The sequence below is a fragment of the Acetatifactor muris genome (assembly GCF_024623325.1).
Taxonomy (GTDB): domain Bacteria; phylum Bacillota; class Clostridia; order Lachnospirales; family Lachnospiraceae; genus Acetatifactor; species Acetatifactor muris.
The window spans coordinates 37,712-59,136 of record NZ_JANJZD010000016.1; the positions used below are offsets into that span (position 1 = coordinate 37,712).

The following is a 21,425-nucleotide window of genomic DNA, read 5'->3' on the forward strand; positions in this document are numbered from 1 at the left end:
GTTAAGGTCTCACGGACTGTCTGCCCGCGGTTAGAATATCCTGCTTATCGAATCAGATCTTATGGATTTACTATAGCATATCCTATTACAAAGTGAAATAATTGGTTTTTCGTTTATTCCCCCCTTATATCTTTCAGTAAATCCAGATCTGCTCCTCCGGAACTCCCATATTGTTTAATTGTTGCGCAATGTCAGAAGAATGCATTTTATTTGCAATAATATAGAATGCATCCGGATATCTGCATACCGCATCCTCCGGCGAATGTATTTTGTATCCTTCCATAACTGTATTCCATAAATCTTCTGCGTTGTCCGTCAGACACCCTATTCGCTCCCTCTCAAATCGTAGCTGTCCCAAAACCGCTGCTCCTCTCTGACCGCATCCAAAAAGGACTATCTTCCGGTTCTTTTCAAGTTTTGATATTTTATCCGGTAAACGATACAGGCGCTTCCTTTCTTCACGCTCGGTTGTCTCATCCTGCTCCAGCAGTTCCATGACTCTCTGCGGAGATTCCCATATCATCTCACTGACAAATTGGCTGTATCCCAAATCACAAAAGCTTTTTAACAGCTCTCTGTCTTTTTCCAATTCACTTCGATACCTGTCGAATAATTCCTGCCTGTATTCTCCCTTCAAATGCCGCATATTCCCACGAAAGTCCATATATTTCCACTGATATGCATTATGCCATATAAAACGGCTGGTGATATTTCGCCTCAGCAGCTCTTTCTTTAGAAATTCGTGTTCTTCCGCTATCACGATGGTTTTCTTCGAATCAACCATAGAAGAGCCGGGATTGTCCACCCGGTACCGATAAAGTGGAATGTCCAGGTGATACACTCGCTTCGCTAATATGCTGGTCAGAAATCGAAACGACATATCCTGATAGGAAGCTCCCGGCGATTCGTTCATTTTAATATCTTCCCTTAGTAGGAATTCTTTTCTGAACAGCCCTGTCCAATATCTGGGAATTACCCCAAACTTCTCCGGGTGCTCTTTATAATTTATCAGGCAGTTATAGTCCTCCTTCTGATACATTTTTGTCACATAGCCGAAGCGATGTCCGTCAGCATCAAAAAAGTTGGTATAATCTCCATTTACAAAATCCGCATGATACCGTTCTGCTGCTTCATACAGTTTTTCTAACATATAGGGTTCATACATATCATCCGATTCCAAGACAGATATATACTCACCCCGGGCCTCCGCTATTCCTCTGTTCACCTTATGTCCATAGCTGGTATTCGCATCATTGATGATACGGATTCTGGAGTCTGCACCGGCGTATTCTTTTAATATTACCGGCGTTCTATCCGTACTGCCTCCATCCATGCACAGAACCTCTATGTCAGAAAAGGTCTGTTCCTGCACACTGTTCAGGCATTCCCGGATATAGGCCTGTGCATTATGTATTGTGACTATGACCGTAATCCTTATTTTAGTATTTTTCATATTTCTGAGTTTCCCGTATTCAACATTTTTTCTTACTCTACTCAAAACAGCTTTAAAATAGGAAGTTCCTTTATCCTCAAATCCTGTCTGAAAAGCCAGACAGTCAGCATTCTCTCTGCAAAAAAGCCTATTACACGTCTGCTGTTGCCAGTACACCTGCTTACATCCATTTGATTTGCCACATCAATTAAAAAGGAAAAAAGCCACTCACAATAGGCCTCAAATATGTCTCTCTTCATTACAAAAAGGTTGCATATATATTCTCTGTGACCATGCATTACACTGTCAAAAGCCGCTATATAATCTGGCTGTTGTTCTTCAATTCTACTTCTGATTATTTCATAGCCACGTTTAAATGTCTCTTCGTCACTGACACTTCTTCTGATCTCTTCCAACACATAGTATGTTCTACTCAGACTGGGCAGAAGAATATCATATTTCTCAAACTGTCTTTCAATGGTTTCTTTACATAGAAAATTGCCGCATATCCGCATATTACTATCGTAAAAATATCTTCGATAATGATTTAATCCAATATATTCCTCTTTTGTATTTTTCCATATCCAATATAAAGCTGTACATTCGTTAATTTTCTCATTTAAAGCAGAAATATTATCTCCATTTTTCTCAGACAAATAAGTCTCATTATAATAGTTATCACCTACACAAATTGGTTTATACAAATCGTCATTTTTTATATTATACTTTTTATGTGTCACTACATAAATACGTGTATTGAACTGCTTCTCTGCAGACTTCTTTTCTATCTTGATGATACAGCCTAAATTATTTTTTAAAAGCTGAACATTTCCATATTGTTTTAAAATATTTACTTTATTATCTATATCCCATTCTATTGCCTCCGCATAATTCATTAGTATCAGACAGCTTCTTGATTTTCCCATGATCTGGCCAATAATCTCCATTGGCTCTGGCTTTTCCCATAATAATGCCAAATCATAAAAGGAAAAATCCACATTGGCTAAGTCCATATACTTATGATCATATAAGTTTTTCATCACAGGGCATCCGCACTGCCCAATCCTATCCAACCGGACAATTTTCTCACTCAGCGACTCTTTTGTCATAAAAGTCTGGTATATTGGGGAAGGGTGACAATCCAGTATACTTACAAAATTATCACTGTTCAAATACTTCTGCAAAAAATTGGCAAACTCAAATTTCGGGATATTTACACCTGTCACCGCTCTCCATGAAATAATTTTAGCTGCCGGAATATAATAGCTGCCTACCAGCTCTGCGTATATTTCATCAAAATAACGGTCCGAAAAAACAGCAATATAATCATATTGATACCGCACCAAATTATCCGGATGGATTACCGCCTTATTTTTGTAAATCTCTCCGCTTTCTGCTGATTTATCTGCAATAACAATTACTTCTTTCCACTTTATGTTCTTAATATATCTATTTAACAGGCGCCCTCTGGCATATATTACAATTCGCTTCATCTAATTCCTCATTTTCACTCATACCGTAAAATGAACATTTGTGTATCATCCATCCTTTCTCTAACAACAGGATATACTTCCGCAAATGCTGCCTTTCCCAATGCCAGTATAACGCCATCATCAGAGTTAAAGTCTATCTCAGAATATTTGCAACAATTTACGAAGGTATCTGTTATTTCAGAAGACAAAAAACATTCAAATGTCCAGTTCCGATATCGAAAATATTTCTCCATTTTCTGTCCATACTTTCCATTTCCATATATAAATATTCGATTATGAACTGCATAGAATTTATCAAGATCGGCATAGTCAAGTACAGATAAATATTTTTTTTCTCTGCATAGACGATAAATGTTATCCCAAATCAGACTTGTATCATATTTATCTTCCTTTTCTATATATTCCAGTGTTTTAAGTGCATTTATATATCCCTCATTTTGAAACTGCAAGCATTTCTTTTTGAAAAAAGGAACCTTTAGTTCCTTTATAAGTTCATAGCTATGTAATAAATAAGGATTTTCCTTTTCCCAAAGAAGCCCCTGATATAATTCCATCAATGAATTCCCCTGAAATCCTTTCTCAGTGAAAAAAACTGTAAACTTTATTTCAAAATTTCTGACTGCCATTTCATAAGACTGAGGATAATCCAGTTCCCGCCAAAAAGTTTCAAACAGAGAATCAGTGAAAAGAGTTTTCCTAATAACCAGAAAATACGCCTGAATATGACTTTCAATTACTTTTCCATTATTACATACTTTTTCCGGATGCTTAGTTAGTCCCCAAAAATCTACATTTTCAGCTTCAAATCTCTCAAAAAGCATCTTTAACGAACTCAAAGGGCCAAAAATGGTATCATTCATTAATATAATTTCATCATACATTTCATACCTGTCACGGCCAAAAAAATGCAGAAAAACATCTTTATAAGCTCCCGCATCAAATCCGATATTTTCCCTGCAAAAAACCATATCTGTATAATTGTAGAGTATTTTTAAGGAATTATTGTCCATATAGCCATTTATTACTATCAATATTTCATGCAATTCACTTTGTAAGGAAGATAGTAAAACTTTTATATAATTATCTACGTTCCCACTGCTGTCAAATAACACGATTATTCCCAAACGTTTCATTTTATCTCATAATCCCGCTGTAATTTTTTCGGTCAAATCCCTATAGAAAAAAACCTCACGTCCATACTCCAGCTTCCATTCCTTCAATTGCCTTAATATTTCATTCTCCGAGTATTTAGCAGCAATCAATACCAGTATTTCCTCTTTTCTTTCATACTTCAAAATATCTGGTTCCTCCACCGGAACATCAAATAGCCTGTTCCCCCAAACCGCCATATTGTTGTCTATACAACGAATATTTTCTACATCCGCATGGCGCAGCAGCCAAATACATTCGCTTCCCCTTCTTCCCGCTCCGAAGACATATACTGTTTGTCGCTGTTCCATCAGACCATTATAGCAATTTCTGATTATGGCACTATCCGCATTCAAATAATGCAAAAAGGGGGCTGGATATTCCATATCTATATCAATCCCTTCTGGTATCTGACCGGACAGGTGATACCCTCTTTCCTCAAAAAAAGGGTTCCAAAAATCAAAGTCATATTTTTCCCATGCATGGCATCCAAAAGGCAGATGATTATGATTCAGTGAATAACATTGGCGGACATAACGTTCAAAAGAAAATTGTAATGCTATTTCAACCGGTGCGACATGAAAATATTCTGACTCCCGGCTGGACCAGAAAATATCCTCGTGTACCATAACATTTTCGGTGGAACACGTCTTCAGCACATTAAAAAAAGCTGAAACTCTTCTGAGAGAAAATCCTCCGTTTCCCACATACCACATACATCTTTTCAAGTCATGAATATAATACATTCCCGGCAACCACGGAGCGCCAATAAAATCATATCCATAACTACAAAAGTGCCGTAAAGAATCCGAAAATACAAATGCATCAAGCTGATAAACCAATATATACTCATACTGCAAAAAACGTCTGTAGAAATCCTTAAGAAGCATCATGCGGTTATAAGCTTCCACACTCTCCATCCACTCATCAGGTACCACCTCAAACAATAGCCCGGAAACTGGCGGATACTTTTCTTTCCCCATATTTTCCGGCACTATAAGTACAATCGGATAATTTCCAAGAACATTCAGGCATCTATGAAAAGAAATACTTTCCATTTCTGTCAGTTCATAGTGATAATATGGAATTACAACTGCCACCTCTTTTTTCATTGATTATGTACTCTCCAAAATAGTTTAATTATAATCTTCTCTTATGATTTTTTCACAGTACCACCGTTATAGGCCGATCCAAACGTATGTCTGATACCGTTCTTTTCCAGAAAATTTACATAGTCCTCTCCCATTTTCTTATAGTTTTGAACAAATTTATTATCATACTTACAAACAGCTAACAGCTTGTCCGGTGTATTCATATCTTCCAGGGCATTATAAAAAATAAAAGGCAAAGCCATTGCATCCACCAATTCTTTTCCCCTTATATCATGAACAATCCAAACAGCCGGAATCCCATTTGAAAAAGCCATCATATTGCCATGGAATCTTCCACCTGCGGAAAATGTCACATTATTCCCTGTCAGATAATGACTCCAATCATCACGATTATAAAAAATATGTCCAGATTCCCGTATATAATTTTCAAGTTCTTCTGCTGTAAATTTTGCCCCTGGATACCTGTCATCCAGCAGCCTTTGTTCAACAGTCCTTCCCTCTGTCAAAGTCAGCGGTAAATCACTCATAGCCTGTAGCACAATAGGTGCCTTTGCCGATAATGCCATCTCCATCAATTTATGTTCCTTATCCAAACCGGGCTTTGTATTATAACAGATTTTCTCAGCAGATGGTTCTTTTAATGTAATCGTTCCCGTTTTTCTATAAGGTTCATAGAAAGATGGGCATCCGACAATCTGCCAGTTATGAATTGACAATCTATCCAGAATCTCTCCAGTAATGCCCCCCCGTACACCAATGCATGCACAATGTTCACTCATTATCTTCAACGCGGTAATGGTTTCTGATGATAGCCCCTTAATAAAGTCCTCTATTGTCTGGTCCAATTCCATCTGTATTCCAAGTCCAAGTACCGCTAACTTAACATTTGTAGTTTTCAAACGAGGAAAAATTTGTCCCAATACTTTTCCATCATGATTTATCCAATTAGAGGCCGGAAGCACACACACCGCATCCTCTAAGTTGTCTACATCTATATCATTGCATACCACTTCTTTTTCAAAATCCAGCTGCTGGTACATGGCGTCTACAAAACAAACATTTCCAGTATTCGCGCCGCAGCGCTGTATCATTTCTCTACAATCAGATAATTGCCCTTTTCGTTTCTTTAATGGGGCAATTGTATTAGCCAATATCGTTCTCATATGTCTCCGGCTCCCACTCTATATATTGCAAACAATCCAACACTTCTCTTGCCCAGTCGGACAAGGAAAGGATTGATATTTTCTTACTCATTCCCTCCAACTGCCGTTTTATTTCATCCTCATATTTTGATGTGGCAATCAACACGCTGCCACAATAATCTACTAATGTATCTGGTGATTTGATTAAGATACCATGATATCTTTCTCCCCACCGGGCCGGATTATTGTCAACAAAGGAATCCACCTCTATGTTGGACGACTCCAAAACCTGAAAACAACGCTTCCCCCATTTTCCAATGCCAAATATTGTCAGATTACCGCCCTCATTACCCATAAACCGCTCTATTCCCTGAATTAGCAATCCTTCTTCTCTCTCGCTTAATTGTTCAAACTTTCGGATAGCATAAGTTTCTTCTATTTTGTGCAGCCATTTATCTGGTTCGCCACATCGACCAATATATCGCAGCGAAATTGACTTTGCCTCTTCAATACATTCCTCTTGCCTCTTTGCACTCAATCCGCCTTTTCGGAAATACGCCAGAACCTCATCCACATGGACGAACCTGGCCTTTTCACTATACATTCTTAACATCAGCTCATAATCCGCCGCTATGGCGTATCGTACATCAAATAAACCATGCTTCAGGTACGCTTCTTTTCTCACAAATACAGCAGGATGGGGAACAGCCATCCTATACCAGAGTTCTTCAATATTATAGCAAGCATATAAACCATCTTCCCCTGATTTGTCAAACCATAACGCGTCTCCATACAGAATATCTGCGTCCTGAGTGTCATAATATGCAACAACTTTAGAAATTGTCCCGTCCGCATAATAATCATCGCCATGGATTATCCCTATGATTTCTCCAGAAGCCAGCATTATCCCTTTATTCAAAGCATCATACAGTCCATTATCCTTTTCATGTACTATAATATCCACATCGTCTTTATACTTCCGTATAATTTCATATGTACCATCTGTGGACATTCCATCAAGCAGTATATATTCCACATTTTCTGTCTTTTGCCTGATTACACTTTTGATTGTCTGTTCTATGGTATCTGCTGCATTATATACAACGGTTATAATACTTATTTTCCTATTTTTTCCCAATATTGCTCACCCGTTTTTAATACACTGATAAAATTCCACCTATTCCACTATTTACCCTTTCCATGGAAAAACACTAGCCTAATCTGCTTTATAGCTTTTATAAATGGAAATATCTATGCTTACTTTAAATCATAATTTTTGTAATATCTTATATAGTCATCTGCCATTCGTTCCATCTTAAAATACTCAGCATACTTTATAATATAATCTCTATCCCATACCTTGTTATACCAATGAATTATTGCATTTACCATGCTTTCATCCGTATGGCTCTTTGCAAAGCTTACAACATTTTCATCATCTAAATCCAATGCGCACTCTGAATCATCATACATAATAACCGGTACCCCATAAGCAATTGCTTCCAGCGCAGAAATGCTCAAACCTTCGGCATAACTTGGCATAATAAGGCCCTCTGAAATAGAATACATCTTCTTCATTTCTTCACTGGATAATGCCCCAATATAATGCATGCACTGGCTCAATTTTCTTTTCTCTATTTCTTCTTCAAAATTCTCAGTCATCGTTTTTGTCATATTTCCGCAAAAAATGACATATATTTGTTCTTTTAACTGGGAATATTGTTCGAATATGCGTAAAATCTGTAATTGATTCTTTCTATAACAAATCGAACCAGCACATAACAGGACTTTTCTATCACCGACTTCCAGATAATCTCTGTAGTCACTTTTCATATAAGCAGCTTTGAAACTTGTTCCATTCAATATTGGTGTTATATTTTTCTCATCATATTTCGGATAATCTCTTAAAATCTTTTTTTTCATGCCACTACTGACAGTAATAAGGTTCAGATTACTTAACTCCAGCATTCTCTCTTCAACGGCTAAAGATCTTTCATACCCTGCAAATTCCGGATTTTTGCCAATGTAAAGATGGCAGGTAATAACATATTTCAATTTATGAGGAATACATACATTTTTAATAATTGAATATGCTAAATCTCCACAGTCATGAAAATGAATGATATCTGGTCGTACTTCTTCTATAGTCCTCTCGAAGACTTTTGTCATATAAGCAATATATGTCTCATCCTTGCCTGCTGATTTTTTCATATCCGCTTGATAATCTGTCTTTACCAAGTTTATATTACCAAGTTTCATTTCAGGAAACACATATTGCCCAATAAACAAATAAGACTTTTCTTTTTGTCCTAAAAATTCACATAAATCACGAACCACAAGTCCGCCGCCAGTACAGTTATTTATATATTGTTGTAACCGTGAATCATATATGTACCATGCATAAGAAAGAATTTTCATACATTCCTCAATCTATTTCATTCTAATAAAATCTATATCATATCCCATGTTAAAATTGTGTCCTCGGCCAGTTCTTTCACGACCTTTCGTCCTATAACAACATCCAAATATTCCGGAGAAATCCCTGTTCCTGGACGTTTGGCCATTATGTCCTTTCTTTTTATTACTTCGCCTGCTTTCATCTCTTTAGTGAGCACTAACGATCTTCTTGCTTCCCGTCGTGAAATTTGTTCACAATCTAATACTATTTTTTCTTCCGAGCCTAACACTGTATCAATCCATTTAAAATTAGCTATAGCTTTTCTGAAATCATCCGGATCCCCTGCGTGATAATGGTCATTCCCCAATAATGTTTTATCAAGTGTAAAATGTTTTTCAATGACTTCAGCACCCAGTAAATAGGCTGTAGACAGAGTCATCATCGTATCATCAGGTGCTACATGGTCGCTATATCCAATTCGAACATTAGGGAAATCTCTTTTAAGTGTTTCAATTATACGAAGGTTTGCATTTTCCGGTTTTGTCGGATAACACAATACACAATGCAAAACAACTATATCTTTACAACCAACTTCTTTCAAAGCTCTCAATGCCTCATCCACTTCCGAAAGATAAGATGCTCCCACCGATATATATACTGGCCTTCCCTTTTTCCCTATATGATGAATAAAAGGCAAATTAGAAAGATCAGAAGAAGAAACTTTATAAAAATCTATCATTGTTTCCAAGTAATCTGCAGAATCATAGTCAAATGGAGTAGATGTAAAATCCATGCCTTTCGCATGTGCATACCTACTCAATTCTAAATAGTCTTTTTCTTCGAAACAATCATGCTTCAAAAAAAGTTCATATTGTGTTTTTGTAGGTTCTTTGTTCAAGTCCCAATATGCCGGTGAATTTCTGGACACAATGGTTTTTGCTTTATACGATTGGAACTTAGCACAATCAATTCCCACCTCTGCAGCTTTATCAATATAAATCTTTGCAGCCTCCATCGGACTAATGTTCATCACTTTTGCAGTATCAAAAAAATTGACTCCCATGTCTGCAATTATATATGGTTTATTCACTTAATTCTCTCCTTCCATATTTATCATAGTGAATTAATCAATCCCATTACCCTTTTTCGTCCGTCACGTAAGTCATGACTGAGAAGCATATCCTGAAATTTTTGCCGACTCTCCCTTGACATTGATAAATACATTCTTATGGTACTTTCAATTATTTCATCAGCTGGATTCAGCCCAATATAGCTGAACCCATTTTCATTACTTACAAACCCATGCTTTTCTTCCCTCGTATTCTGGGCCATTGCAATGGAAGGTATACCTAACATTGCCAGTTCGTATCCTGTACGCCCTCTGGAAGTTATCCCTATATCACATCCGGCCATAATTTCAGGCATATTGGATATATCATAAAGGACATCAATATTGGGGAAATTATTATATTCCATCAGCTTCTCCACATTCTGCTTTGCACGTCCTAAAACCATAACGAACTGGTATTTTTGATACTCAGTTTTAGTCAACATATTTAATATCCTGTCAGAATAATTTTGCGGATCCGCACCACCAAAAGAAATAAATATCCTTTTTACCTTTTCCTTAATTTCAATAGGTTCATAAAACATAAAGGTTTTACCAGAAATGTAATATTTTTCTCCTGCATGTATTTGTGGAAGTTCCGCCCCGCTAAACAGTGCATTGAAGACTAAATCGGCCTTAATAACTCCTTCTCCATCGTCTTCAAAGTTAATAATTTTTGCATTTGGAAGAACCGATCGCAAACCTATCATATAGTCAATTGACGTTGTAAGAATATCATTGATAAATAATGTATAATTATTTTTTTTACATATTTCAAAAAGTTCTGCAATCCCATTGACCGGAATCAGATTATGCGTTGTCTTTCCAAACACTTTGACTTCCGTTTGATTGATATCATAATATATGTCCGGTTTAGTATAAAATTCATCTGCGATTTCCAATGCCCGGTAAATATGACCAATACCTCGCTTATTATTGCCATTCACATAAATCGCAACCTTTTTCCTGTCCAAAATCATTGCCACATTATGAAGATCATTAAAAGTATCTACATCATATGCCTCATCCTCTGGTATTTCAAATACTTCAATTCTTTTTCCAATTCTGGTTTTTGGAGTTACTACAGATGCTTTCGAAATTACAAAGGCTCCTGTTTCCATATAGCAGGGAGGCAAATATTGTCGGTTAAGCCGCTCTATATAATTGGGCACTTTCTTTCCATCTTTCTCTCCCCACGATAAATGTGGAGAATTTATTGCAGATATTACTGTGTCGAGATTGTTTTCGATAGAATATAAAATTGCCCTATCTAAAGTATCAACCTGCAAAGTAGGTGATGTTGGCTGCATCGTAACAATATAATCCCAGTTTCCATCTGAAACAGCATCAGCAACTACCGCATCCAGCGTAACTGCATCTCCACATAACTCTGCATCTCGCCATTTTACCTTAACTCCCATTTGACGCGCAATAATTCCTACTTCTACGGAATCTGTAGATACAATTATATCAGTAATATATTTAGAGGCTATTGCATTCTTAATGGTATAATAAATAAGCGGATGGCCACCTATTATTCTGATATTCTTGTTTGGAATCCCTTTGGAGCCTGCCCGTGCGGGGATTATTGCTAAAATGTTCACTGTTTTCCCTCTTTTTGACTAAAAATACCATCAAATAAACCATCAAAACTTACTCTTTTAAATACTTCCAGTTTTCCTCCCCTGGTAGCATTATATATATTAATTTCGTGGGTATCCGCATATTTTTTAGCAACTTCATAACCTGAACGTTGTAAATCTATATCAGCCATATATTGTACTCCGTAATGCTCTGTCAATGGCTTATAATATCGCTCTTGCACTTTTTCAATAATATCTAAATGATTCATTGTATTTTTTACAACGATAGTACTATCTGCATACCGTTCATGAGAGTAACTAAAATCCATACCTAATAAATATATCTGTCTAAATCCCATATAAACCGCTAACTGCAGCATTCCATAGGTTATCGTTCCCGAAGTATATACACATTCTGCGCAATCTTCCGAAAACTTCGGCAGACCATTGTTCGCGATCTCATGCATAGTACGCATGTAATAAAGCTTCTCCATATCAGCGTCGTCTCTATATTGAATCGCATCATTAAACAATGAGGTAAACGTTGCCTCACATCCTTCCATCAGCCGAAACATACTCTTCTTTTCAGACATCATCTCTTTACAGAAAACAGGATCCCAGGCACAGTAATAGGTAGGTCTCCAGGCAGTATGTGCATATAATGCATAAATCGAATTTGAACCAAAAGAAATTTCCTGTTTTAATTTCTCCAAATCCTGAAGACTGAGGCTGGGACCATTACCGATGATAAAGCATCTCTTACCCTTATGCCGCCCATAAAACTTCTTGAGTCTCTTAGTATATTTTCTCCAATCAATCCAATCTGCATATAATTCATATATTACTTCCGGATTATCATAAGAAATTATCCGTTCTGGCCGGATGCCGGCGTTTCTCAATTCCTCTTCTATTTCATCTTTATAATTACAGGTAGAAACCACATAATATCCATCCACATCTAATTTATCATAAGTGTATACCGGCTTCCCATTCAGCTTTTGTATTGATTTTCTTTTATCCGCATATCCCTCCCATGCAATCTTATGCTTGTCAAAAAACTGCCCCAGAAATTCACCATATTTTCCCGCCCCGGCAATATAGAGTTTGTTTCCTCTTAACGATTGAACCGCTCCAATCAATTCATCTGTTTTATGATAATTTCTCACAGTGTCACCCTCTCACCACCTGGAAGAATCCTTAAATAATTAAATATTGCATCTGCAATGATAAAGTCTTCTTCCTCGTCAATGTCTATCGCCTCTATTTCTGATACCTCCACCATATACTGTCTTTTTCCTATTCGTCTATTATAATCCGTCATTACACTTCTCTCAAAAATATAAAATCCACTGGTCTCTTCATAAACAGCTTCCAGATCTTGTGTACGCGGTATATCTTCCAGACTGTAATTATAAGGTCGGCCATCCTTCCACAGAAAATCCTGAAGCCTTTTTACTGCAAATGCAGAATCATATCCCTGCTCAAGAACAGCATGCAATCCTTTTTCAATAGACTCCTTCTTTACAAAGGGTGCTGTTGTATGTGTCATTACATAAATATCCGCGTACACTTCTTCTCCAAAGCTTTTCAAAACTTCATTCATCTTTGTAGTGTCCAGGTCCAATTGCGGACTCCTTTGCAGGAATTTTACTTCCTTCGGTATATAATCTTTGATTTTTGGATTACTGCAATACACATATACCTCATCAATATTTTGAACTGCCAGTAATGTATTTAAAATATAGAAGCATAATGGTTGTCCATTCTTAAAACTCCTAATATTTTTTTGCGGTAACCGGACACTGTTCAATTTAATTGGTACTACTGCTATTACTTTCATAATCCCTCCGTTAAAAATCTGGGTGAATTCAGAAACTCAATATCTATAATTTTTTGAAAATCTCCAATCAACTTTCTCATTCCATCATTCAGATTCTTCATCCTATTTCTATTCAATGAAAACTTCATATCCTCCGTATAGTAATTTTCATCCATGTCATAAGAAAAGCCATCCAGTCCCACTATATATACTTTATCTACACTAAAAGAAGTCAATAACTTCAAAAACATCATGCCTGAATTATCTTCAACGTCTTCCTGATCATTAAGCAGATTTTCATAGGGTACTTTATATAACGCCTCTGGGCATTTTATATTAGTAGTTATAATCAGTTTTCCGTATAGATCGGTCGGCATCCTTTCAAAGCGCCGCTTATTACTTACAAATATATAATCTATCTGATCTCTCAACCATTCATGAATACAATTTATAGAAACTACAATAACTTTTTCCATCGAAATCAGTTGTAAAAGGCGCTCCTGATGTTCCAGAACACTCTTTCCGGGCCCTATCATTAATATATCTTTTTCATTAAATATTCCTCCTAAGACGGCCATTGCATCACTTTTTTCCTTTTGTTCAGACAAATATGATAAATACACCTGTTCTATATATTTTTCACTATAATGCTCCTTATGCATACTATCAATTTTGGAAATAATACTTTCTATGTCATCAGACAGCAGTGAGTTCTTTTCAGAAAGATAAGACGCATAATTCGGATGGCAATTATATACTGCTGATATGTAATATGCCAGTGAATACCCCCAATACTTTTCATTGTATATACCATTAAGGGTATCATCCATAACACGCAACAATGGCTTTATATTATATGTTCCAAAATAATAATCATTTAAATACTCAACAAACAATTCTGTATTAAGGTTTCCCGCTCCTCTTCCCATACCGAAGATGCTTGAATCAATAATAATTTGACGATTTGTCTGCAGTTGCGTCACTAACTGTGCATTTGAATATGCCAGTTGGAGATTATTATGCGAATGAAATCCCAGAATGATATCATCCTCCAGGTTATGGTCCACCACATATAACATACGTTGCAGATCATTCTCTTTTAAGCTGCCAAAGCTATCTACTATGTAGAATGCGTATGGATGAATACGGTTGACTGAATGTATCAATTCCACCAATTCCTCATCCGCATAATTCATTGTCAGCATGGGCTGCATAAATAAGTGATAACCCTTTTTCTTAATCTGATAACAGACATCCTCTATTTTATCAGAATCGTGTTTATGAAACGCCAGACGAATACCAAACAGACTGTCTGCTGACCTCTCTGCCAGAGCAGAAATATCATACTTTCCAAAATCTACCATTGCCACCAAATTTTTGATCCTATGAATATCACGGATAGTATCTGTTATCTGCTGCTCTTCTTTAAATAATGTCGTGTCATAAGCTGTTTCACTCGCACTATTTGTCAAATAACCGCATTCAATGTAATCAATGTTCGCCGCCATCAAACCATCTATTATATACTGTATCTTGTCTCTTCCAAAATTCCATGAATTGACATAACCCCCATCCCTTAAGGTACAGTCCAACACCTGGATTCTTTTCATATGGCATTTTATTTTCCTTTCTGTTTATCGCCTAAAGCCCATCCTGACATTTTGGCAAGCCCGTTCTGCAAATCTATTTTGGGTGTCCAGCCTAAATTTTTTTTAATCAATTCATAACTGCAATAAACACCAAATTGATCCCCTGGCGTACTTCCCTTATACTCAACTGACACTTCAAAGGGCATTACTTTCTGAATAAGTCTAATTAACTCTTCTACAGTTGTTTTCCTATTTGTTGCGATGGAATATACATTGAATCTTTCTTTCTCTTTTCCATCAGCCGCCATAATACAGGCTCTCACTACATCATCAATATATACAAAGTCACGGAATCGCTTTTCGCTCCCCATCACGTGAATATGTTTATTTTTTATCGCCTGAGACATAAATATACTGACCATCCCCTGGCGCAGATTTTCCATATTCTGTCCTGGTCCATAAATATTACAGAATCTAAGTGCTGTACATTTTATTCCAAATTGTTCGGCATAAATTCTCATATAATTTTCACTTGCCATTTTCCCTATACCATAAAAAGTGTTCGGCTTTATAATAGCTGTTTCTTCTATAATAGGGCATTGATTTTCATCACCATATACTGCCATCGAACTTGCATAAATAAAACTCTGACACTTATGTTCTGCAGCATAATCCAGTAACAGCAGTGTAGATTTGATATTAGAATTCATGTCATATACAGGGTCATCGTAGCTGGTAATACCACCACTTTGTCCTGCTATGTGATATATATTTTCAATATTATACTTTTCCAGTTTTTCTAACACTTCTTTATCAAAAGTATCTCCTTTAATGAAAATTACATTTTCAGGTATATGTTCCTCTGCTCCAGTAGATAAATTATCAATTGTCACTACTTGACGTCCCTGTTTCAATAGTTCTCTTGCTATTTCTGCCCCTATAAAACCTGCTGCTCCTGTAACCAAATCTGTCTTCATCACATCTGTTCCCTTCATATTCCACGCTTCGCTTATACGCCTTAATTTTCCCCAATTCCCTATATTATAATATTTCGATGCGCCCTTCTATATGGCACTTGCTTAAGTACTTCAAAAGATTATCTTTATTTAAAACAATAGATCAAAATCTACCCTGGGCACCTCTTCCAGTTCTCCACCTCTTGTTGCGTTTCGTAATATCCAACCCGACTTTGCTATTTCTTCTGCTGCATATCCAAGATTCTTTCTCGCCTCCAAGGAATTACTTGTACCCAGATTTTCTTTGGTATCCGGAGACTTATAAAAATGCGATCCCTCATCTTCATATCTTATACCTGTAGTCATATCCACACCCAATAAATAAATCTCCTGGAACCCCATATATAAGGCTATCTGCAAGGCATCATAAACTACTGTATTCCCCATATAAATTCCTTCTAATATGTCATAGGATACTTGTGGTTGTTGAGACGGACATGCCAACCCTCTAAATTCATATATACCGTATTTTGCCCAATTTTCCACCTGACAATAAGAATGACGGACAAATCTGATCCCTCCAAGCTCCAGTATTTTAGCATAATCATTCTGGATTATCATGTGATCTACTGCAACATAATAATCAGGTCTCCAATTTGTATTGGGATATGCCAAATATATTCTGTTACATCCAAAACAAATTTCTTTTTCCTCACGCAATTTTTCCAGATCCGTATATCTCAAGCTTGGGCCATTTCCAATTATAAAGCAACGCTTTCCCTTATGAATATCTCTGAATTTGACAATATCTTTATTAATAAAGCCATATTTTGCTCTATAAATATTATTGATATCTATCACATTTTCCAGTCCATCAGCCCTATTCAATTTCTTCCAGATATATTCGTCATCTTCATTCGTTACCAAAATCGGGATTTTATTATTTACTTCTTTCAGATTATCTCTGTCTATATATTTAAAAACAATACTACTATCTTTCTTTTTTACCTCTTCCTCTATGGATTCTGATATTGGATTACAGCTACAACAGACTATTTCAGGATATTTTTTCAATTCTAACTTATCCACAATATCTTTTCCATTTTCATAAAATCCTGTTAACATATAAGGACATTTGTAATAATTTCTAATTCCATTAAATTCCAATACTTCTGCAATTTCTTTATTCGCCAAAACACTTGTAATAATAATTTCTTCATTACTTTCCTGCGCAATATACTGTTGCAATGAAACAATAGGAATGCCATCAAATTTCTTTCCATTCTTTTTTTCATCACTGTCTATGATTGCAGTAATATTTTCTGCGCCAAAAAATTTAATTACACCTTTACAGTTCTGTCCTGCCCCATATAAGTAATAACGTTTCATTCCAACCTCCGTTATACCTTTGGCTCATACTCTCTTTTTGAAACAAAGATATTCACCACCTTCTGACGCGTAGTAGCCAGAAATTGGTTTGTCAATTCAAAGCACCCGCTACTCAAAATAGCATCACTAAATCTGGGATTAATATTTATAATATGTATCTTTCTTGGCTTTCTTTTCAAGCTATCACATATGTTGCTGATCGTTTGTTCAAAGACAGGATTTCCAAACGGATCAAAATAATAAAACCAATTATAATCATCTAATTCTGCAGTAATCTTACCTGCATCCCCATGTATGCAGATAATGTTTTTATGATCATTCAGCCCAATACCCAATTTTCTAAAATTAGCTACCAGTTCCTCATAAATGGGTGCTTCATATTCTACCCCCCAATCTTCTGGAAACCATAATCCAAAAATGCAATCATTGCCCCGCCTTTACCACAACCGAAATCAAAAATTCCGTCCCCATCTTTCGGCATACAGTGACATTTATCTAAAATTGGAAAAATTTCTTTTTGCGTACTTATTCGATAACTATGTCCCCCGGCTATCCCTTCTACAAAATCCTTGCTTTCTATAGCTGTGACAAAATTGCAATCGTATACATATTCCAACCATTCCATAAACTGTACATCCCGTATACCTGTTTTCTTTCGGGTAAAAATATCCTTTTCCTCAGATTCTGTACATATGTAATCCTTACCATATACAATCTCCAGAAAATTAAAATATGTTTTATCTTTTATATAACCGGCCTCCTCAAGTTTCCTTTTTACTTCCTCATCTTCTGGAATTGCCAACCATACCAAAGCATTTTTTACATCCATATAGTCAAACTCAAATAAGGAATCTCTGAATATAGGAAATTCATATGGTATGTCCTTCGCATATCCCTCTTTGATGATAAAATCCACTTTGATACTATGATAATATTCCGCATACCACTCAAGAAAACGCCCTGAATATCCATATCCGAACAAAACCACTCTATGTCCGAACGCCTTTATCATTACATCATCTAATCTTTTTCTAAACTCATCCAGGACCTTTACCATTTCTATACCCTCCTATCCATTCCATTTTGAATAAATATGTTTAAAATACTCACAAATTTTCCTTAAAGATATCCACTGTTCTCTTCATAATTTCCATTTCAGATATCGTAATTCTGGCAATCACTTCTTCTTTATCCTCAAACAGGCGTATCAAAATACCATTTTCTTTTAATATTTCTCTTATCTTTTGCATATCCGCATTTTCAATCTTAACTGCCACAAAGTTGGAACATGACTGAAATACCCTGACACCTGAAAGCTGATTCAATTCATCCATAAACCATGTCTTAATCTCATTTAATTTATGAGTCACATCCTCATAGTATATTTCCTCATGCATTGCTGCTACTGCCATCCTGCGGGATAGAGTACTCTCCCGGAATAATGGAAGATCCAAGCCGAAAATATGTTTTACCTTAGAATTGCAGAAGCCATACCCCACCCGCATATTTGCCAGCCCATAATACTTGGAAAATGTCCTGGATATTATAATATTGGTATATGTTTCTACCAGTCTGCGTACATCAATGTTTTCCTCTGAGAATCCCCAATATGCCTCGTCCAACAACACCAGAGAATCCGGATTTTCCTTTATAATCATTTCGAGTACATTTCCATCTATCTTACACCCCGTTGGGTTATGAGGACTTGTAATGACAATAATTTTCGGCTGATGCTGCTTTGCCTTTTTCAAAATGTCTTCCACATCCATATAATATGCATAATCGTCTTTCAGAACATCATAGTAATATACATTGCAGAATTTTTCCCTTGCCAGACTCGCATAATAGCTCCACCCCGGATTTGAAACTAAAATGCTGTCCCCTCTTTCCAACGTGATAGAAAAGACAGATTTGATTAGTTCCGCCGAACCATTATGGATATAAATATCGTCTTCCGGAATAGAAAAAACCTTTGATATCTCCTCAACCAGAAAGTCCTTTGATGCCATATCATATTCATATAAATCCTGTACTCGTATCTCTTTCAGGACATCCATACACTTAGGACTCGGTCCAAATGTATTTTCATTCAAATGGAGACGTCCTGAATGCTGATCTGTTACAGCAGAATTATAACGTTCCACATCATCATATTTTACAAAGATAGTAGGCAGCTTTGCGGCTGTATTTGCATTTGACTCCAATATCCTGTCTTGATATTTTCTGAAATCCGGATCAAAGGCTGCCACATCTTCAACCGTGTCAAACTCCTGCACAATAGTGTTATCATATTTCACCAACAGCAAAGGCAGTTCTTCTATATGTCTAATGTGAAAATCATCCCAAAGCATCTTTTTAGTTTCTGAATTCTCATATTCTGACTCCAGATATTTTAGAAAAATGCTGCTGAAAGATTTTGAAAAATAAGCCTCCCCTATGGTATACCACGCATTACTTCCGCCCTTATGAATCTCTGCAATATAATCCCCTTCCATCTTGGTAACACAATATTCCTCGGCATATTCCTTGGTATATTTGCAGGAATAATAGGAATCATAAACATATTCTTCAAAAATATTTACATTAAAATAATTATCTGAACAGCAAATAAAACTATTTTTCAAATAGTCTTTTGACGCATAAAGAGAAGAAATATTATTGTATCGATAATAGTCATCATTCTCAACAATAATCACACCATATTTATCCTGCAAATATTTAAACTGTTCCTTTAAATATCCCACAACTACCACAATTTCTTTAATACCAGCTTCCAAAAGCTGCCTGATCTGCCGTTCAATTAACACTTCACCCTTTACCACATAAAGTCCCTTTGGTACATAGCGTGACAGCGGAAGACTTCGCAGCCCAAATCCTGCTGCCATTATAATCGCATTGTCGACCTTATACTCATCCAAGGCAGCATATCCTGAATCAGTAATATCTTCGTCCAACCAATTTTTGTTTTTCAGTACTTCAATAACCCCATCAATTTCTGACAATCCGTAACCGGTTTTCTCTGCAATCAACTCTTTTGAAAAGGAAATACCCAGTTTATGTATCGCATATAAAATATTAAACTCTTCAATTCTCATCCTGATTGCACCATCCTTGTTCAAAGTCTATATCAGTAGCGGTATGCTTTGGCTTCCTCTGTTCCTCCGGCGGCGGAGTCATATAATCATCCCCGAACATAAAACGCAGATACCCATCCGCGTCAACCGGTACTTTTACCTGCAAATTTTCAAATTCTATCTCACATGATTTTTCCATCCAATCACGCAGAAATCCCTTATTCTCTTCCGGAGCCCCCCATCCAATGGTTCGAATAAGTCTGGTGTCCCTGTCTGCATATTTATCAGAAAGCCTCTCCATTTCACGAAAGGCAATCTTTGCAGGAAGCATACGCAAAATCTTATAAACTGTCCGTTTTCCTAAATTGTTATCATTTACTGCTCCAACCGGAGAATATAAGATTTTTCTGACAGCATAACATCTGAAATTAAATATCGCTTTCCAGGGTTGTCTTTCCGGCATTCCATCACAGGGAAATATATCTATAAAAATCCCCCTCTTCATCGTAAGCATGTCCTGGTTTTTACGCCTGAACATTGTACCTTTTCGCAAAATTCTGGCATATCCCCAGCGATATCCAGGATCAGTTTTATAAGTCTGTAAAAAATATTTTTCGGGATCAAGCTCTTGTTCACATACCACGCAGAACTTATCATAATCTTTGCGCAACATTCGAATATCGATATCATCATCCCAAGGAATAAAGCCTTTATGTCTAACAGCTCCCAAAAGAGTACCGCCATCCAGCTCATAGTGAATATTATTTTTCCTGCAGATGCGATCTGCCTCTTTCAGCATATCCAATTCAACCATCTGCAATCTGCGTATATTTTGAGGCGTATATTCAAATTCTTCCATATATCATATCCTTTGTTCCCTAACTTTTTCCGGGCCTTTCATAACATACAAAACACTCATAATATCAATTGTATTTTCCTCAATTCCTCCTGCGTAGGCTGATAGCCTCTTCTGTTTACGCTGATATCCATATATTCTCCCATATTTCAGGCTGTTTCCTACTCCTGTTATGCCTTACCCGTCGGCACAGCAAAATCACGAAAATTATCTACTAAAATCTAAGACAGGTTTCTATCGCCAAATCTCCATTATATAATAAGATATATATACTTTAAAATCAACCCATAAAAAAATCCATTATTGCACCCACAACAACAGATTC

17 protein-coding genes are annotated in these 21,425 nt (G+C 36.5%); all 17 read right to left on the minus strand.

The features are described 5' to 3' along the window. Window positions 1-133: 133 nt before the first annotated feature. Window positions 134-1,453: a glycosyltransferase family 2 protein gene (locus NSB25_RS15725; protein WP_146039942.1), complete on the minus strand. Its 1,320-nt coding sequence runs from the start codon at window positions 1,451-1,453 to the stop codon at window positions 134-136. 41 nt (window positions 1,454-1,494) lie between these two features. Further along, on the minus strand, window positions 1,495-2,925 hold the full coding sequence (locus NSB25_RS15730; RefSeq protein ID WP_103237635.1) for a DUF4422 domain-containing protein: 1,431 nt from the start codon (window positions 2,923-2,925) through the stop codon (window positions 1,495-1,497). 14 nt (window positions 2,926-2,939) lie between these two features. After that, the gene (locus NSB25_RS15735) at window positions 2,940-4,058 is read right to left on the minus strand and encodes a rhamnan synthesis F family protein (protein ID WP_103237636.1); all 1,119 of its coding nucleotides are present in this window, start codon (window positions 4,056-4,058) and stop codon (window positions 2,940-2,942) included. A gap of 6 nt (window positions 4,059-4,064) precedes the next feature. Further along, entirely contained in the window at window positions 4,065-5,186 is a 1,122-nt protein-coding gene (locus tag NSB25_RS15740) for a DUF5672 family protein (protein ID WP_103237637.1), read from the minus strand. Between the two features lie 41 nt (window positions 5,187-5,227). Next, complete coding sequence (locus NSB25_RS15745; RefSeq protein WP_146039943.1) at window positions 5,228-6,349, minus strand: polysaccharide pyruvyl transferase family protein; 1,122 nt, start codon at window positions 6,347-6,349, stop codon at window positions 5,228-5,230. Then, a complete protein-coding gene (locus NSB25_RS15750; protein WP_172454912.1) occupies window positions 6,330-7,466 on the minus strand; it encodes a glycosyltransferase family 2 protein in 1,137 nt (378 codons plus the stop codon). Before NSB25_RS15750 ends, NSB25_RS15745 begins: the two co-directional genes overlap by 20 nt. Window positions 7,467-7,585: 119 nt before the next feature. After that, window positions 7,586-8,746 carry a glycosyltransferase family 4 protein gene (locus NSB25_RS15755; RefSeq protein ID WP_103237640.1) on the minus strand — a complete coding sequence of 387 codons (1,161 nt, stop codon included), beginning with the start codon at window positions 8,744-8,746 and terminating at the stop codon, window positions 7,586-7,588. A 32-nt stretch (window positions 8,747-8,778) separates the two neighbouring features. Beyond that, window positions 8,779-9,816: an N-acetylneuraminate synthase family protein gene (locus NSB25_RS15760; protein WP_242982240.1), complete on the minus strand. Its 1,038-nt coding sequence runs from the start codon at window positions 9,814-9,816 to the stop codon at window positions 8,779-8,781. Between the two features lie 23 nt (window positions 9,817-9,839). Further along, window positions 9,840-11,438, minus strand: a complete 1,599-nt coding sequence (locus NSB25_RS15765) for a cytidylyltransferase domain-containing protein (RefSeq protein WP_103237641.1) — start codon at window positions 11,436-11,438, stop codon at window positions 9,840-9,842. After that, window positions 11,435-12,583, minus strand: coding sequence for a 6-hydroxymethylpterin diphosphokinase MptE-like protein (locus tag NSB25_RS15770; RefSeq protein ID WP_103237642.1), 1,149 nt, complete (start codon window positions 12,581-12,583; stop codon window positions 11,435-11,437). The genes NSB25_RS15765 and NSB25_RS15770 overlap by 4 nt, the downstream gene beginning before the upstream one ends. Then, complete coding sequence (locus tag NSB25_RS15775) at window positions 12,580-13,257, minus strand: acylneuraminate cytidylyltransferase family protein (protein WP_103237643.1); 678 nt, start codon at window positions 13,255-13,257, stop codon at window positions 12,580-12,582. Before NSB25_RS15775 ends, NSB25_RS15770 begins: the two co-directional genes overlap by 4 nt. Next, the gene (locus NSB25_RS15780) at window positions 13,254-14,846 is read right to left on the minus strand and encodes an aldolase catalytic domain-containing protein (protein ID WP_103237644.1); all 1,593 of its coding nucleotides are present in this window, start codon (window positions 14,844-14,846) and stop codon (window positions 13,254-13,256) included. The genes NSB25_RS15775 and NSB25_RS15780 overlap by 4 nt, the downstream gene beginning before the upstream one ends. 8 nt (window positions 14,847-14,854) lie before the next feature. After that, the gene (locus tag NSB25_RS15785) at window positions 14,855-15,820 is read right to left on the minus strand and encodes an NAD-dependent epimerase/dehydratase family protein (protein WP_103237645.1); all 966 of its coding nucleotides are present in this window, start codon (window positions 15,818-15,820) and stop codon (window positions 14,855-14,857) included. Window positions 15,821-15,931: 111 nt separating this feature from the next. After that, window positions 15,932-17,170, minus strand: coding sequence for a 6-hydroxymethylpterin diphosphokinase MptE-like protein (locus NSB25_RS15790; protein ID WP_103237646.1), 1,239 nt, complete (start codon window positions 17,168-17,170; stop codon window positions 15,932-15,934). Between the two features lie 382 nt (window positions 17,171-17,552). Continuing rightward, window positions 17,553-18,227: a hypothetical protein gene (locus NSB25_RS15795; protein ID WP_103237648.1), complete on the minus strand. Its 675-nt coding sequence runs from the start codon at window positions 18,225-18,227 to the stop codon at window positions 17,553-17,555. Window positions 18,228-18,276: 49 nt separating this feature from the next. Next, window positions 18,277-20,265 (minus strand): aminotransferase class I/II-fold pyridoxal phosphate-dependent enzyme, encoded by a 1,989-nt coding sequence (locus NSB25_RS15800; RefSeq protein WP_103237722.1) that lies wholly within the window; start codon window positions 20,263-20,265, stop codon window positions 18,277-18,279. Continuing rightward, a complete protein-coding gene (locus NSB25_RS15805; RefSeq protein ID WP_103237649.1) occupies window positions 20,255-21,103 on the minus strand; it encodes a LicD family protein in 849 nt (282 codons plus the stop codon). The genes NSB25_RS15800 and NSB25_RS15805 overlap by 11 nt, the downstream gene beginning before the upstream one ends. Between the last annotated feature and the right edge of the window lie 322 nt (window positions 21,104-21,425).

Excerpts from the sequence above, each read along its gene's own strand:
- NSB25_RS15725 (WP_146039942.1), bottom strand. The coding sequence starts at position 1,453 with ATGAAAAATACTAAAATAAGGATTACGGTCATAGTCACAATACATAAT.
- NSB25_RS15730 (WP_103237635.1), bottom strand. The coding sequence starts at position 2,925 with ATGAAGCGAATTGTAATATATGCCAGAGGGCGCCTGTTAAATAGATAT.
- NSB25_RS15735 (WP_103237636.1), bottom strand. The coding sequence starts at position 4,058 with ATGAAACGTTTGGGAATAATCGTGTTATTTGACAGCAGTGGGAACGTA.
- NSB25_RS15740 (WP_103237637.1), bottom strand. The coding sequence starts at position 5,186 with ATGAAAAAAGAGGTGGCAGTTGTAATTCCATATTATCACTATGAACTG.
- NSB25_RS15745 (WP_146039943.1), bottom strand. The coding sequence starts at position 6,349 with ATGAGAACGATATTGGCTAATACAATTGCCCCATTAAAGAAACGAAAA.
- NSB25_RS15755 (WP_103237640.1), bottom strand. The coding sequence starts at position 8,746 with ATGAAAATTCTTTCTTATGCATGGTACATATATGATTCACGGTTACAA.
- NSB25_RS15775 (WP_103237643.1), bottom strand. The coding sequence starts at position 13,257 with ATGAAAGTAATAGCAGTAGTACCAATTAAATTGAACAGTGTCCGGTTA.
- NSB25_RS15780 (WP_103237644.1), bottom strand. The coding sequence starts at position 14,846 with ATGAAAAGAATCCAGGTGTTGGACTGTACCTTAAGGGATGGGGGTTAT.
- NSB25_RS15785 (WP_103237645.1), bottom strand. The coding sequence starts at position 15,820 with ATGAAGGGAACAGATGTGATGAAGACAGATTTGGTTACAGGAGCAGCA.
- NSB25_RS15790 (WP_103237646.1), bottom strand. The coding sequence starts at position 17,170 with ATGAAACGTTATTACTTATATGGGGCAGGACAGAACTGTAAAGGTGTA.
- NSB25_RS15795 (WP_103237648.1), bottom strand. The coding sequence starts at position 18,227 with ATGGTAAAGGTCCTGGATGAGTTTAGAAAAAGATTAGATGATGTAATG.
- NSB25_RS15800 (WP_103237722.1), bottom strand. The coding sequence starts at position 20,265 with ATGAGAATTGAAGAGTTTAATATTTTATATGCGATACATAAACTGGGT.
- NSB25_RS15805 (WP_103237649.1), bottom strand. The coding sequence starts at position 21,103 with ATGGAAGAATTTGAATATACGCCTCAAAATATACGCAGATTGCAGATG.